12 protein-coding genes are annotated in these 15,667 nt (G+C 61.0%); 8 read left to right on the top strand and 4 right to left on the bottom strand.

Annotated elements, in window-relative coordinates:
* Window positions 1–62: 62 nt before the first annotated feature.
* From J3P97_RS02640 to J3P97_RS02670, 7 genes are all read left to right on the top strand, one after another.
* The gene (locus J3P97_RS02640; RefSeq protein WP_434569995.1) at window positions 63–2,363 is read left to right on the top strand and encodes a YgiQ family radical SAM protein; all 2,301 of its coding nucleotides are present in this window, start codon (window positions 63–65) and stop codon (window positions 2,361–2,363) included.
* Between the two features lie 303 nt (window positions 2,364–2,666).
* On the top strand, window positions 2,667–3,587 hold the full coding sequence (locus J3P97_RS02645; RefSeq protein ID WP_434569994.1) for an NAD synthetase: 921 nt from the start codon (window positions 2,667–2,669) through the stop codon (window positions 3,585–3,587).
* The gene (locus tag J3P97_RS02650; protein ID WP_434602663.1) at window positions 3,584–4,045 is read left to right on the top strand and encodes a hypothetical protein; all 462 of its coding nucleotides are present in this window, start codon (window positions 3,584–3,586) and stop codon (window positions 4,043–4,045) included. The genes J3P97_RS02645 and J3P97_RS02650 overlap by 4 nt, the downstream gene beginning before the upstream one ends.
* 175 nt (window positions 4,046–4,220) lie before the next feature.
* Entirely contained in the window at window positions 4,221–7,514 is a 3,294-nt protein-coding gene (locus tag J3P97_RS02655; protein ID WP_434673411.1) for a DUF2126 domain-containing protein, read from the top strand.
* A 208-nt stretch (window positions 7,515–7,722) separates the two neighbouring features.
* Window positions 7,723–10,209, top strand: a complete 2,487-nt coding sequence (locus J3P97_RS02660; RefSeq protein WP_434673412.1) for a circularly permuted type 2 ATP-grasp protein — start codon at window positions 7,723–7,725, stop codon at window positions 10,207–10,209.
* On the top strand, window positions 10,209–11,102 hold the full coding sequence (locus tag J3P97_RS02665) for a transglutaminase family protein (protein ID WP_434602666.1): 894 nt from the start codon (window positions 10,209–10,211) through the stop codon (window positions 11,100–11,102). Before J3P97_RS02660 ends, J3P97_RS02665 begins: the two co-directional genes overlap by 1 nt.
* A gap of 143 nt (window positions 11,103–11,245) precedes the next feature.
* Window positions 11,246–11,623 (top strand): NUDIX hydrolase, encoded by a 378-nt coding sequence (locus J3P97_RS02670; protein WP_305497168.1) that lies wholly within the window; start codon window positions 11,246–11,248, stop codon window positions 11,621–11,623.
* A gap of 73 nt (window positions 11,624–11,696) precedes the next feature.
* On the opposite strand, the gene J3P97_RS02675 is transcribed toward J3P97_RS02670, so the two are convergent.
* Both J3P97_RS02675 and J3P97_RS02680 read right to left on the bottom strand, forming a co-directional pair.
* Complete coding sequence (locus J3P97_RS02675) at window positions 11,697–11,882, bottom strand: hypothetical protein (protein ID WP_434569990.1); 186 nt, start codon at window positions 11,880–11,882, stop codon at window positions 11,697–11,699.
* Between the two features lie 68 nt (window positions 11,883–11,950).
* Window positions 11,951–12,538, bottom strand: coding sequence for a TIGR00730 family Rossman fold protein (locus tag J3P97_RS02680; protein WP_434569989.1), 588 nt, complete (start codon window positions 12,536–12,538; stop codon window positions 11,951–11,953).
* Between the two features lie 341 nt (window positions 12,539–12,879).
* Here J3P97_RS02680 and azu point away from each other — a divergent pair, with 341 nt between their 5' ends.
* Window positions 12,880–13,326: an azurin gene (azu, locus tag J3P97_RS02685; RefSeq protein WP_434574295.1), complete on the top strand. Its 447-nt coding sequence runs from the start codon at window positions 12,880–12,882 to the stop codon at window positions 13,324–13,326.
* A 184-nt stretch (window positions 13,327–13,510) separates the two neighbouring features.
* On the opposite strand, the gene nadE is transcribed toward azu, so the two are convergent.
* Both nadE and pncB read right to left on the bottom strand, forming a co-directional pair.
* Window positions 13,511–14,338, bottom strand: coding sequence for an ammonia-dependent NAD(+) synthetase (gene nadE / locus J3P97_RS02690; protein WP_434602668.1), 828 nt, complete (start codon window positions 14,336–14,338; stop codon window positions 13,511–13,513).
* 4 nt (window positions 14,339–14,342) lie between these two features.
* Window positions 14,343–15,569: a nicotinate phosphoribosyltransferase gene (gene pncB / locus J3P97_RS02695; RefSeq protein WP_305497159.1), complete on the bottom strand. Its 1,227-nt coding sequence runs from the start codon at window positions 15,567–15,569 to the stop codon at window positions 14,343–14,345.
* Window positions 15,570–15,667: the final 98 nt, after the last annotated feature.

A 15,667-nucleotide genomic window follows, 5' to 3' on the forward strand; every position in this document is an offset into this window, starting at 1 on the left:
TGGTTATTTTTTGTGCTATATTCCGCGCCCGCGATTTTTCATCTTCTATACCGGTCATCGACATGCAAGCAGCCAAGCCGTTATTTGACTATCCCAAGTACTGGGCCGAATGTTTCGGCCCAGCGCCGTTCCTGCCGATGAGCAGGGAGGAGATGGATCAGCTCGGCTGGGATTCGTGCGACATCATCATCGTGACCGGTGATGCCTACGTCGATCATCCGTCGTTCGGCATGGCGATCATTGGCCGCCTGCTGGAAGCCCAGGGCTTTCGCGTTGGCATCATTGCCCAGCCGAACTGGCAGTCCAAAGACGACTTCATGAAGCTCGGCGAGCCCAACCTGTTCTTCGGCGTCGCGGCCGGCAACATGGACTCGATGATCAACCGCTACACCGCCGACAAGAAAATCCGTTCCGATGACGCCTACACCCCAGGCGGCTTGGCGGGCAAGCGGCCGGACCGTGCGAGCCTGGTCTACAGCCAGCGCTGCAAGGAAGCCTACAAGCACGTGCCCATCGTACTCGGCGGTATCGAAGCGTCCCTGCGCCGCATCGCCCATTACGATTACTGGCAGGACCGGGTGCGCAATTCGATCCTGATCGACGCCTGCGCCGACATCCTGCTCTACGGCAACGCCGAGCGGGCGATTGTCGAAGTCGCCCAGCGCCTGTCCTACGGCCACAAGATCGAAGACATCACCGACGTGCGCGGCACCGCGTTCATCCGTCGCGACACGCCGCAAGGCTGGTACGAAGTCGATTCCACGCGCATCGACCGTCCGGGCAAGATCGACAAGATCATCAACCCGTACGTGAATACCCAGGATACGCAAGCCTGCGCCATCGAGCAGGAGAAGGGGCCGGTCGACGACCCGAGCGAAGCCAAGGTCGTACAGATCCTGGCGAGCCCGAAGATGACCCGCGACAAGACCGTGATCCGCCTGCCGTCGGTGGAAAAGGTCCGTGGCGACGCGGTGCTCTACGCCCACGCCAACCGCGTGTTGCACCTGGAAACCAACCCGGGCAACGCCCGTGCCCTGGTGCAGAAGCACGGCGACGTCGACGTCTGGTTCAACCCACCGCCCATTCCGATGACCACTGAAGAAATGGACTACGTGTTTGGCATGCCTTACGCGCGCGTCCCGCATCCGGCGTACGGCAAGGAAAAAATCCCCGCCTACGACATGATCCGTTTCTCGGTGAACATCATGCGCGGCTGCTTTGGCGGCTGCACCTTCTGCTCGATCACCGAGCATGAAGGTCGAATCATCCAGAACCGTTCCGAAGAGTCGATCATTCGTGAGATCGAAGAGATCCGCGACAAGGTCCCTGGTTTCACCGGGGTCATTTCCGACCTCGGCGGCCCGACCGCGAACATGTACCGCATCGCCTGCAAGAGCCCGGAAATCGAATCCGCGTGCCGCAAGCCGTCCTGCGTGTTCCCAGGCATCTGCCCGAACCTCAATACCGACCACTCGTCGCTGATCCAGCTGTACCGCAGCGCCCGTGCGTTGCCTGGGGTGAAGAAGATCCTCATTGCCTCCGGCCTGCGTTACGACCTTGCGGTCGAGTCGCCGGAGTACGTCAAGGAGCTGGTGACTCACCACGTCGGCGGTTACCTGAAGATCGCCCCGGAGCACACCGAGGAAGGTCCGCTCAACCAGATGATGAAGCCGGGCATCGGCAGCTATGACAAATTCAAGCGGATGTTCGAGAAGTACACCAAGGAAGCCGGGAAAGAGCAGTACCTGATTCCATACTTCATCGCGGCTCACCCGGGCACTACCGACGAAGACATGATGAACCTGGCGCTTTGGCTCAAGGGCAACGGCTTCCGGGCCGACCAGGTGCAGGCGTTCTATCCGTCGCCGATGGCCACGGCCACCGCGATGTACCACTCGGGCAAGAACCCGCTGCGCAAGGTCACCTACAAGAGCGACGCGGTGACCATCGTCAAGAGCGAAGAGCAGCGCCGCCTGCACAAGGCATTCCTGCGTTATCACGACCCGAAAGGCTGGCCGATGCTGCGCGAAGCGCTGACCCGCATGGGCCGCGCCGACCTGATCGGGCCGGGCAAGAACCAGTTGATCCCGCTGCACCAGCCGGCGACCGACAGCTACCAGAGCGCTCGTCGCAAGAACTCGACGCCGGCTGGCAGCCATAAGGTGGGCAAGGAAACCACCAAGATCCTGACCCAGCACACCGGTTTGCCACCGCGCGCGAGCGACGGCGGTAACGCCTGGGACAAACGCGAGCAAGCCAAGGCCGCTGCGTTCGCCCGTAATCAGAAGGCTGCCAAGGAGCGCAAGGATGCGGCCAAGGGCAAGGGACCGAAGCCTGCGCGCAAGCCGGTTGTGCCGCGCTGATCGCCCCGCCCGGTTGCAAGACGCCAGCCTGAGTGCTGGCGTTTTGCTTTCTAGCGGCAGTGCTGGCCGTTTGTTATCGTGGCGCCCGCCAAACGGCGTAACGGCGGATAACATAGCTTTTGTGGCGAGGGAGCTTGCTCCCGCTGGGCTGCGAAGCGGCCCCAAACAATCCCATGCAATGTTCCCAGGCAGACCGTGCCGGCCGGTTTACGACGGCTTCGCCGCCGAGCGGGAGCAAGCTCCCTCGCCACAGGTGTTCGATGTGGATAAAGGCCCACTTTCCGATTCTCAAGGACGATTCATATGAGTACCCCTTTGCCGGGCATCGGCATGGATAACAGCATTTCCCAGCGAATGGCTCGCCAGCGCATCGAAAGCCAGATCAACCTGCCACGATTGTTCGCCGCCATTGACGCCGATCCCGGCATCGTCGGTGCCGGTGTGGTGTATATCGACGCTGAGTTCAACGTGGTGACTTTGCGCGAGTTCAAGCCCATTTGCAGCATCAAGCCAAAGCGAATCATTTTGCGCGAGGCGCAGAAATATATTGCGCCGGCTCAGTTTGCTCAGCAGGTGCAGGACAATCCACGGGAATCACGACTGGTTGGCGAAGCGATCAATACCTCGTTGTCGTGCGCTGGGGCCGTTATCGGTTGGGTAGTGGTACTCAGCGGTTCCGTTGCTATTCCATTCTCTGCGGGGGCCAGCACTGCAATCGCTGTTCTGGGTTACACCGCCGCTGCGGCCAGCACGGCGCAGTGTTTTACCAGCGGTTATCGCATGCGCAATGAAATGGTTAACCCCGCCCGAAATGATCAGCTCGATAGTGAAGAGTGGTACCAGTACACCATGATCGCATTGGACGCTGCGTCGTTGGTTGGGGTTGGAGCATCGTCGCTGACGACGCTCAAACTGGTCAGATTGAACAAAGCTGCGACGGGCAAAAGTGTGCGGGAAGTACTTCGGGGATTGAATCGTCAGGAACGAGCCAAACTCACCAAAGAATTGCTGAGTATCAATGACCCGCGCTTGACCTCCAAATTGCTCAAATTGAAACAACTGTCTGGCGAGCTACCCAAGCGTTTTACGTCCACTCAAATCAAGCATGCCACGGTCACGCAGATTCGGGATGCTTTGGGAGCTGCCATCGGCTTCACCGGAAGCGCGATTTCTGGGAATGTCCGGACTATTGCTGTAGGGCTGTATGAGGAGATTGAGGAGTGAGTGTCCAGCCCAGCATCCGCCAATTTCTGTCGCAATATTTTCCGGTCTTCATAGGCGCGATATTCGCATCGATTTTTTCTTTGGTTTTTGCTGTTCCACTGTTTTTTGATAGCTATTTTGGGACGCTATCAATGGCGGATAACGTGAAGTGGTCTTTCTGGGGGGGCATCACGCTTACGCTTGTTGTGGTGCATTGCAACTTCATGATTGCGCGCGGACGTCCATTCTGGGTATGGCCGTTGGTAGGGGTGTCTGGGTTGTGTTTTTTATGTGTATTACCCACTATCGAATATCGACCTGATTCGCTGATCTACAGTTTGAGTTTATTTTTTCCATCGGTTGCTCTGTTGCTGCTCAACAGCAAACGCCACCGCGAAATGCGCCGCAAGCTCGTCGAAATCCGCCACCAGCGTGAACGCATCATCCAATCCGCCAAGGCCTCGCGTCCGCGCCGTTGAGTCGATTTGCTACCGCCCGCGCCGCATTTATGTGCGGCCTTTGCAGATCAATACAGGCATCGCGCGGTTTTAGTGCTCTACTGCCCTGAGTAGACGTAGAAAGTGTCCGACCTGCCTGCATGGCATAAGTCTTGCGCCGCTTTCGATAACGCCCAGGCTCCGCAGGAGGCACGCCGTGTCGATCCATGTCGCTTTGCACCATGTCACACACTATCGCTACGAGCGCGCTGTCGAACTCGGTCCGCAGATCGTGCGCCTGCGCCCGGCCGCCCATAGCCGTACGCGTATTCTTTCGTATGCGCTGAAGGTCTCGCCCGATCAGCACTTCATCAACTGGCAACAAGACCCTCAGGGCAATTACCTGGCGCGGCTGGTGTTCCCGGAAAAGACCGATGAGCTGCGGGTCGAGGTCGATCTGGTCGCCGAGATGGCAGTGTTCAATCCATTCGATTTTTTCCTCGAGCCCTACGCCGAGAAAATTCCGTTTACGTATGCGACCGACGAAAAACACGAGCTGATGCCCTATCTGGAAAAACTGCCGCTGACGCCGAAGTTCAAGGCTTATCTGGACGGCATCGACCGCACGCCGCTGCCGGCGGTGGACTTCCTGGTGGGGTTGAACCAGCGCCTGAGCGAAGACATCGGTTACCTGATCCGCATGGAGCCCGGCGTGCAGACGCCGGAGCACACCCTGGAGCATGCGTCCGGTTCCTGCCGGGATTCGGCCTGGCTGCTGGTGCAACTGTTGCGTCATCTGGGCCTGGCGGCGCGGTTTGTCTCCGGTTACCTGATCCAACTGACCGCCGATGTGAAAAGCCTCGACGGCCCGTCCGGTACGGAAGTGGACTTCACGGACCTGCACGCCTGGTGCGAGGTGTACCTGCCCGGCGCCGGCTGGATCGGCCTGGACGCCACGTCCGGGTTGTTCGCCGGTGAAGGGCATATCCCCTTGGCTTGTAGTCCCGATCCGTCCTCGGCAGCGCCGATCAGCGGCCTGGTGGAACCTTGCGAGTGCCAGTTCAGCCACGAGATGTCCGTCGAGCGAATCTGGGAGGCGCCACGGGTCACCAAGCCATACACCGAAGAGCAATGGCAGGCGATCCAGGCGTTGGGCCGGCAGATCGACAGCGACCTGCTGGAGGGCGACGTGCGCCTGACCATGGGCGGCGAGCCGACCTTCGTTTCCATCGACGATCCGGACGGCGCCGAGTGGAATACCGCAGCGCTCGGCCCGGACAAGCGTCGCCTCTCCGCCGAGTTGTTCCAGCGCATGCGCAAGCACTACGCGCCCGAGGGGCTGGTGCACTTCGGCCAGGGCAAGTGGTACCCCGGCGAGCAACTGCCGCGGTGGTCGCTCAACTGTTATTGGCGGCGTGACGGCGTGCCGATCTGGCGCGACAACGCGCTGATCGCCGACGAACAGCAGGACTACGGCGCCGATGGCGAACTGGCCGGGCGCTTCCTGGCGAGTGTCGCCGAACGCCTGAATATTCCTGCGCGGTTCGTCTTCGCGGCCTACGAAGATAATTTCCATTACCTCTGGCGCGAGGGTAATTTGCCTTCGAACGTGACAGCCGAGGACCCTCGGCTCGAGGATCCCCTGGAGCGGGCGCGGTTGCGCAAGGTCTTCAGCCAGGGCCTGGACAAAGTGGTCGGCCAGGTCCTGCCATTGGCGCGCACCGCCAAGGGCGATCAATGGCAAAGCGGCCGCTGGTATTTGCGCGACAGCCATTGTCGGCTGGTGCCGGGCGATTCGCCGCTGGGCTATCGCTTGCCGCTGGCGTCGCAGCCATGGGTGACGGCAGCCGAGTATCCGTTCATCCATCCCACCGACCCGAACCAGGACTTGCCCGAGTTGCCTGGCACCGAGCAGCTCACCCATCACGGCGAGCCGGCCTTGGAGCAGGAGCGCGCGCCGAAAATCGACGAATCGGCCGATTGGCTGACGCGCACTGCGTTCTGTGCCGAGGCCAGGGAAGGGCGGCTCTATCTGTTCATGCCGCCGCTGGAGCGGGTCGAGGATTACCTGGAACTGGTCAGCGCCATCGAGGCAACAGCCGAAGAACTGGGCTGCCCTGTGCTGCTGGAAGGTTACGAGCCGCCGAGCGATCCGCGCCTGAGCAATTTTCGCATCACGCCTGACCCGGGCGTCATCGAGGTCAACGTGCAACCGTCGGCGACCTGGGATGAGCTGGTCGAGCGCACCGAGTTTCTTTACGAGCAGGCGCGGCTGAACCGGCTGACCACCGAAAAATTCATGATCGACGGTCGACACACAGGCACCGGTGGCGGTAACCATTTCGTCCTGGGCGGCGCGACGCCGGCTGACTCGCCCTTCCTGCGTCGTCCCGACTTGCTGCGCAGCCTGATCAGCTACTGGCATAACCATCCGTCGTTGTCCTACCTGTTTTCCGGACTGTTCATCGGCCCGACGTCCCAGGCGCCCCGCGTGGACGAGGCGCGCAACGACGCGTTATATGAACTGGAGATCGCCTTCGCGCAAATGCCCGAGCCCGGCGAAGCGTGCCCGCCCTGGCTGGTGGACCGATTGCTGCGCAACCTGTTGATCGACGTGACCGGTAATACCCACCGCGCCGAGTTCTGCATCGACAAGCTCTATTCACCGGACGGCGCCACCGGGCGTCTCGGCTTGCTGGAGCTGCGCGCTTTCGAAATGCCGCCCCACGCCCGCATGAGCCTGGCCCAGCAGTTGCTGCTGCGGGCGCTGGTGGCGCGGTTCTGGCGTGAACCCTACGCGCCGGCGAAACTGGCGCGCTGGGGTACTGAGCTGCACGATCGCTTCTTGCTGCCGCATTTCATTGAGCAGGATTTTGCCGATGTCATCGACGATCTCAATGTCGCCGGTTATCCGCTGCGGGCCGAGTGGTTCGCCGCGCACCTGGAGTTCCGCTTTCCCAAGGTCGGCGATTACGCGGTCAATGGTATCGAGCTGCAGTTGCGTCAGGCGCTGGAACCCTGGCATGTACTGGGAGAGGAGGGCACGGCGGGGGGCACCGTACGCTACGTGGACTCGTCCCTGGAGCGCTTGCAGGTCAAGCTCAGCGGCCTGGCGCCACAACGTTATCTGCTGACTTGCAACGGCGTACCGGTACCCTTGCAACCCACCGGTCGAGTCGGTGAGTTCGTCGCCGGGGTACGTTTCCGCGCCTGGCAACCGGCCAACTGCCTGCAACCGACCATCCCGGTCCATGCGCCGCTGGTATTCGATGTGCTCGACACCTGGATGCAACGTTCGCTGGGCGGCTGTCAGTACCACGTGGCGCATCCGGGCGGGCGCAACTATGACAGCCTGCCGGTCAACGCCAACGAAGCGGAGAGCCGGCGGATGGCGCGTTTCTTCCGGATCGGGCACACGCCTGGGAAACTTCCGATACCGAACCTGGCAACGGATGACGAATTTCCCTTCACTCTCGATCTGCGACGCTTCCAAGGGGCATTGAAGCGATAGATTTACCCTGTGGCGAGGGAGCTTGCTCCCGCCGGGCTGCGCAGCGGCCCCAGGATTTTACGGTCGCTGCGCAACCGAGCGGGAGCAAGCTCCCTCGCCACGATGATTGCCCCTGAGGCCTCTTGCCGGATTCAGCTCAAACATACCTATCCGGGTGTCATCTGCCTGCGCTAGTCTCACCTTTCATTGCCGTCCTGCCGAGCTTTCCATGCCTGACCTGCTTGACCGTTACCCGTTGACGACGGGCACCTATCACGAATTGCTGGATGACAGCGGTGCGGTGCGTGCGCATTGGCGGCGGCTGTTCGACCAATTGCAGCGCAGCACGCCGGCTCAGTTGATCCAGCGCCAGGCATTGCTCGCCCGGCAGATCCAGGAAAATGGCGTCACCTATAACGTCTATGCAGACCCCAAGGGAGCTGATCGGCCTTGGGAGCTGGACCTGCTGCCCCATGTCATCGACGCTCGGGAATGGACGCAACTGTCGGCAGGCATTGCCCAGCGGGCACGCTTGCTCAATGCCGTGCTGGCCGACCTGTACGGGCCGCAGCGGCTGATCAGCGAGGGGCTGTTGCCGGCGGAGCTGGTATTCGGGCACAACAATTTCCTTTGGCCCTGCCAGGGCATCACACCGCCAGACGGCAACTTCCTGCACTTGTATGCCGTGGATCTGGCGCGCGCGCCCGACGGCCGCTGGTGGGTGACTGCGGATCGGACCCAGGCGCCCTCCGGCGCCGGTTATGCGTTGGAAAATCGCACGATCGTGTCGCGAGCCTTTCCCGACCTTTATCGCGACCTCAAGGTGCAACACCTGTCCGGTTTCTTCCGCACGTTGCAAGAAACCCTGGCGCGACAGGCTCCCAGCAACGGCGAGCCGCCGCTGGTGGTACTGCTGACGCCTGGTCGGTTCAACGAAAGCTACTTCGAACACCTCTACCTGGCGCGCCAGCTCGGCTATCCGCTGGTGGAAGGCGGCGACCTGACCGTCCGCGACGCGACGGTCTATCTGAAGACTCTCAGCGGGCTGCGTCGGGTCCACGCGATCATGCGTCGGCTCGACGATGATTTCTGCGACCCGCTGGAGTTGCGCACCGATTCGGCCCTGGGCGTGCCCGGATTGCTGGAGGCGGTGCGTCAGGGGCGGGTGCTGGTGGCCAATGCACTGGGTAGCGGAGTCCTGGAGTCTCCCGGGCTCTTGGGGTTTCTGCCAAAAATAAGTCAGTTTCTTTTCGGTGAAGAGCTGATGCTGCCCTCCATCGCCACCTGGTGGTGCGGAGAGCCGCCGGTGCTGGCCCAGGCCCTGGAGAAACTGCCGCAGTTGTTGATCAAGCCGGCGTTTCCGTCCCAGAGCTTCACGCCGGTATTTGGTCGTGACCTGGACGAAGACCAGCGCGCTCAATTGGCCGCACGCATGCAGGCGCGGCCCTATGCCTATGTTGCTCAGGAACTGGCGCAACTGTCCCAGGCGCCGGTATGGCAGGCCGAAGACGGCCAGATCCAGCCCCGAGCCATTGGCATGCGGGTTTATGCGGTGTCCGGCAAAGACGATTATCGAGTGCTGCCGGGAGGCCTGACCCGCGTGGCCGCCGAGGCTGATGCCGAAGTGGTGTCGATGCAGCGCGGAGGCGCCAGCAAGGACACCTGGGTACTTGGCGAGCAGGCGCCCGGCGGTGAGCAATGGAAGGCCCAGCGAACCGTGGGCGTGCATGATCTGGTGCGCCGCGATCCCTATCTGCCGTCTCGTGTGGTGGAAAACCTGTTCTGGTTTGGCCGGTACTGCGAACGTTGCGACGACAGCGCCCGTCTGCTGCGGATCATGCTGGCGCGCTATGTCGACGGCGATGATCCGCAGGCCTTGCAATCGGCGGTTGCCCTGGGCGAGAGCCTGATGTTGTTGCCGGAGGAGGGCGAGTTGCCCGAGCGCCTGCTGGTGGCCATGCTCGGGGATGACTGGTCGTTCAGCCTGCGCTCCAATCTGCAGCGCTTGCAGTGGGCGGCCTCGCAGGTCCGTGGCAAGCTGTCCCGGGAGAACTGGCAGGCACTGGTGGAACTGCAACGCGAAGCCGTGGAGCTGGAAACCAGCGAGCCGGACTTCGGTGAGCTGCTGGATTTTCTCAATCGACTGGTGATGTCCCTGGCCGCGTTGTCCGGGTTCGCCCTGGACGACATGACCCGCGACGAGGGCTGGCGTTTCCTGATGATCGGCCGGCGCCTGGAGCGTCTGCAATTTCTCAGCAGCAGCCTGGCGGCATTCCTGCGCGGCGAGGCGGTTTTCGATCAGGCCGGGCTGGAATGGTTGCTGGAGTTGGGCAACAGCAGCATCACCTACCGTTCGCGATACCTGGCGGTGGCGCAGCTGATCCCGGTGCTCGATCTTCTGTTGCTGGACGAACAGAACCCTCACGCAGTGCTCTTCCAGTTGAAACTGGTGGCGCGCACCGTCAAGCGTCTGAACGACGATTTTGGCGCGCCGAGAGAAACCGCCCTGCCGGAACTGGTGGCGCGACTGTCGCGCTTTGACTTGCGCTGCCTGGAGAGTCTTTTGTTTGGCGAAGCCAGCCTGCGCGCGGCGCTCGACGGTCTGGCCGATCTGCTGCAGGAAGTCGCCGATGTCAGCGGGCAGGTGTCCGATCGCCTGGCCTTGCGCCATTTCGCCCATGTTGACGACGTCAGCCAGCGCACGGTATCCGTCTGATGAATGCCCGTTACCAGATCCTTCACGACACCCACTATCATTACGACAGCCCGGTGTCCCTCGCCCAGCAACTGGCGCATCTATGGCCGCGGCCCTGTGAATGGCAGCGCTGTACCGAACGACAACTGACCATCAGCCCGGAGCCCACGACCCGTCGCGATGAACAGGATGTGTTCGGCAATCCGCTGACCCGCCTGGCCTTCGAGCGGCCCCACGATGAGCTGTTGGTCAATGCCCGCCTGAGCGTCGAGGTGCTGGCGCGCCCGCCACTGGATTTCGGTTCATCGCCCGCCTGGGAATCCACTCGTCATGCATTGACCTACAGCGGCCGGCCGCTGACGGCGCAGTTGCTGGATGCATGCCGCTATCGTTTCGAGTCACCCTATGTGCACCTCAAGCGCAGCTTCGTCGAGTTTTCCGAAAGTTGTTTCCCGGTTGGTCGTCCGTTGATGCTCGGCGTCCAGGCGCTGATGGAAAAAATCTTCGAGGAGTTCACTTTCGACGCGGAGGCCACCCAGGTCGCGACACCGCTGGTGGAAGTGCTGGAGCGACGCCGGGGCGTCTGCCAGGATTTTGCCCACTTGATGCTGGCCTGCGTACGTTCTCGCGGATTGGCGGCGCGTTACGTCAGCGGCTATCTGTTGACCCAGCCACCCCCCGGCCAGGCTCGATTGATTGGTGCCGATGCGTCTCACGCCTGGATTTCGGTGTTTTGCCCGGTGCTGGGATGGGTGGATTTCGATCCGACCAACAACGTGCAACCGTCCTTGGAGCACATCACCCTGGCCTGGGGCCGGGATTTTTCCGATGTATCGCCTTTGCGCGGGGTGATTCTGGGGGGCGGTACCCATGACCCGGAAGTACGGGTGACGGTGATGCCGTTGGAACAGTGATCTGATTTCCAATGAACACCTGTGGCGAGGGAGCTTGCTCCCGCTCGGTTGCGCAGCGACCGTAAAGTCTTTGGACCGCTTCGCGGCCCAGCGGGAGCAAGCTCCCTCGCCACAGGGGAACTGACTGACAATGAGACTTTTATATGTTCCCGGTTTCCATCAAAGGCGTACTGCAATCTCCCGACGGCCTGGTCGTGCTGATGCTCAACGAACGGGACGAATGGGAGTTGCCCGGTGGGCGGATCGAGCTGGGCGAAACGCCGCCGCAGTGCCTGGCACGGGAAATCGCCGAGGAGCTGGCGGTCGAGGTCAGCGTGGGCGAACCGCTGGATTCGTATCTGTTCGAGGTGATTCCCGGCAAGCACGTGTTCATCTCCACTTACCGCTGCCAGTTGCTGGGCGGTTTCGTGCCGACGATCAGTCATGAGCACAAGGAGATCGGGCTGTTCGAGCCAAGCCAGTTGCCAGCGAACCTGCCTGCGGGTTATCGCTTGTCGATTATCAACGCGCTGGGGTTGTGAGGGCCGGCAGCGAGGCTGCCGGCCCTGGACACAAAACCGTGGGGCCGGATCGGATCATCGGGCCCTGGAGGAGTCAGGCGTCGGGGGCCTGGTCTTTCGGTGCATCTGCATCATCGTCTGCCGCCACTTCACCTTCAGCATCGGGGTTCAGTGCTGCTTCATCGGCGGTGGCTTTCTTGCGCTGGAGCTTTTCCTCTTTCTTCTGCTCCTTGGCCAGGTCTCTCTGACGTTTGGCGAAGGAATAATTGGGTTTGGCCATGGGCGATCCTCTGGGGTCGAAGGTGAGGTTGAGCGGCGCGTATTCTGCCCTGTATCGGGGTCGAGCCGTTAGCTGGGTTTTTGCTCGGCCCATTTCGGCGGCACCGAGGGTTGCCATTCATCCAGCGCATCGAGCAGGTCATGGGCCGAGTCGCTCACTTGCAGCATGTCACGATGCGGCGCCCGGACGAAGCCTTCACCGACGATGTGATCGAGAAAACCGGTGAGTTTGCTGTAGAAACCGTTCACTTCCAGCAGCCCCAGCGGTTTAGCGTGGTAGCCGAGCTGGCCCCAGGTCCACACTTCGAAAAGTTCTTCCAGGGTGCCGAGGCCGCCGGGAAGGGCGATGAAGGCGTCGCTGAGTTCAGCCATGCGGGCCTTGCGCGCATGCATGCCGTCCACCACTTCCAGGCGGGTCAGGCCACTGTGGCCGATTTCCTTGTCTTTCAGGCTTTGCGGGATGATGCCTATCACTTCGCCGCCAGCCGCGAGGGCTGCATCGGCGACGATTCCCATCAGGCCGACCGCGCCGCCGCCGTAGACCAGGGTCAGTTTTCGCTCCGCCAGTGCCTGCCCCAGGGCCTGAGCCGCTTCGCGATAGGCCGGATGGCTGCCGGTGCTGGCGCCGCAAAATACACAAACAGACGATATTGACATGCTTTACTCCGTGATCGCTAACCGGTCCAGAGTAAAGCCTGCCCCTTGTTGCGCAAAGAATTAAACCTCGCGCCGGGGTTTTTCGTAGGTGCCGCTGGCGCCGCAAGCGTAGGCGGCGAGCAGGCTGCATAACAGGCTGTTGAGGTTCATGACGGTTGCTCCAGAGGTGATGGAGCCGATCGTAACGGGCGAGTCATACTTGTGGCTGGTTGATTCTGTCCATCAGGCTGATAGTCTTAAGTTGTATACAATCTTTGACACAGGTCATAGGAACTTGCTGGAAAATCAGGCAGTCTTCCCCTTTGACGGATTTTTTGTTAACCATGCCTTGGAGATTCATGATGTTCGCCAAACTTGTAGCAGTATCCCTGTTGACACTGGCCAGCAGCCAACTGATGGCAGCGGAGTGCAAGACCACCATCGATTCCACCGACCAGATGTCCTTCAATACCAAGGCCATCGAAATCGACAAGAGCTGCAAGACCTTCACCGTTGAGCTGACTCATTCCGGCAACCTGCCAAAAAACGTCATGGGTCATAACTGGGTGCTGAGCAAAGAGGCTGACATGCAGCCGATCGCCACGGACGGTCTGGCCGCTGGCATTGACAAGGATTACCTGAAGGAAGGTGATGCTCGCATCATCGCCCACACCAAAATCATCGGCGCCAAGGAAACCGACTCGGTGACCTTTGATGTTTCGAAATTGAGTGCTTCCGAGAAGTACGGTTTCTTCTGCTCGTTCCCGGGCCACATCTCGATGATGAAAGGCACGGTCACTCTGAAGTAATCAAATTTCCGGCACAAAAAAAGCGCCCCCGTGCAGGGCGCTGTTTTTATACCTGGTAAATACCCGACCCCTGTGGGAGCGAGCCTGCTCGCGAAAGCAGTATGTCAGTCAGCAACGATGTCGCTGATGCGACGCCTTCGCGAGCAGGCTCGCTCCCACAGGTGATATCAGACCACCGCGGTGATCACGGAGCGTACGGCAACACTCGCTTGTGCTCGGTCTTGCGGTAGGTTTCGCAAATGATCCTGGCCGCCTCTTCGCGAATCGGTTGGCCCTGCAGGAAGGCGTCGATCTCGCCGTAGGTCACCCCATGGGCGGCTTCATCCGGCTTGCCCGGCGACAGGTCTTCCAGATCAGCGGTGGGGACTTTTTCCACCAGCGACTCCGGCGCGCCGAAATCCCGGGCGATGGCCCGGACCTGGTTTTTCACCAGGCCGCTCAGCGGGGCCAGGTCACAGGCGCCGTCACCGAACTTGGTGAAGAAGCCCATGACCGCTTCGGCCGCGTGATCGGTGCCGATCACCAGGCCTTGCTCCGCGCCGGCGATGGTGTATTGCGCCACCATGCGCATCCGCGCCTTGGTATTGCCCAACACGAAATCCCGCGAACCCGGCGCCTTGCCTTCGAATGCCAGGACTTCCTTCGCCAATGCCTTGACCGCCGGACCGATGTTGACGGTATGGCGCTCGTCCGGCTCGATGAAATCGACGCAGGCCTGGGCTTCGTGCTCATCGAACTGGGTTTCGTACGGCAGGCGCACGGCGATGAAGCGGTACGCCGAATTGCCGGTTTTTTCCCGCAGCTCGCGCACGGCACGTTGGGCCAGCAGGCCGGCGGTCAACGAGTCGACCCCACCGCTGATACCCAGCACCAGGCTTTTGAGACCCGAGTTGACGAGGCAGTCCTGAATGAAGCTCACCCGGCGCGCGATTTCGGCCTTGAGGGCGGCGTCATCGGCGAACGGTGGCTGGACCTTGAGCTGTTCAGCAATCTCACGCTGTACGGCTTGCATGAATTCACTCCTTGCTTGATGTGCCAGAAAGGGCGGCAGGTACTTGGAAAACATGTCGCATATAGGCGACGAAATTCGGGTCCTTGCAGTGGGTCTTGCCGGGCTCGTCGGAAATCTTGGCCACGGGTTGCCCGTCACAGCTGATCATTTTAAGCACGATGCTCATCGGCTCCACGCCTGGAATGTCGCAGGTCAGGTTGGTCCCGATACCGAAGCTCACATTAATGCGACCACGCAAGGCGCGGAAAATATCCAGGCATTTGGGCAATGTCAGGCTGTCGGAGAACACCAGGGTCTTGCTCATCGGGTCGATGCCCAGTTTGTGGTAGTGGGCAATGGCCTTTTCAGCCCAGATGACCGGATCCCCCGAATCATGGCGCAAACCGTCGAACAGCTTGGCGAAGAACAGATCGAAGTCCTTGAGGAACGCATCCATGGTGATGCAGTCGGTCAGCGCGATGCCCAGCAGGCCTCGGTATTCACGAACCCAGCAGTCGAGCGCGGCGATCTGGCTGTCGATCAGTCGCGGGCCCAGCTGCTGGTGGGCCATGATCCATTCGTGGGCCATGGTGCCCAAGGGCTTCATGTCCAGCTCTCGGGACAGGTGCACATTGCTGGTGCCGACGAAGCGGCCGGGGAAGTCGTGCTTGAGCACGTTCACCACTTCTTCCTGGACACGGTAGGAAAACCGGCGGCGAGTACCGAAGTCGGCCACTTGCAGTTCGGACAATTCGTCGGCACTGGCGTTGGCCGTCAGCCAGTCGAACTTGCGATAAAGCTGCTCTCGCGCCTGTTCCAGGACGACTTCACGGTAGCGATAACGGTTGCGCACCTCGCTGACGATGGCCAGCAGCGGTACTTCGAACAGGATGACGTGCAGCCAGGGCCCGCGCAGACGGATAAACAGCTCGCCGTTATCGATGCCGGTGTGCACATAGCGCAGGTTGAAGCGAAACAAGCCCAGGAAGCGCAGGAAATCCGGCTTGAGGAAGCTGATACGCTCGAGAAAGCCCAGCTGGTCGGCGCTCAGGCTCAGCTCGGCGAGGCGTTCGATCTGGAAACGAATTTCCGCGAGGTAAGGGCGCAGGTCTTCGCTGTTGCGGCAACGAAACTCCCATTCCACCTCGACGTTGGGGTAGTTGTGCAGCACCGCCTGCATCATCGTCAGCTTGTAGAAGTCGGTGTCGAGCAGGTTCTGCACGATGCGATCGGCAAACACGCTCTCGCTCATAATGGGAATCTCCAGACGGGTGCTGCGGCGTGCGGCAGTTCGTGTTCAAAGGTCTAGTGGCGCATAACCGTGATGGTTATTGCCAGTATTTTTTAGCG

Source organism: Pseudomonas sp. R1-15 (genome assembly GCF_051132085.1).
GTDB lineage: Bacteria > Pseudomonadota > Gammaproteobacteria > Pseudomonadales > Pseudomonadaceae > Aquipseudomonas.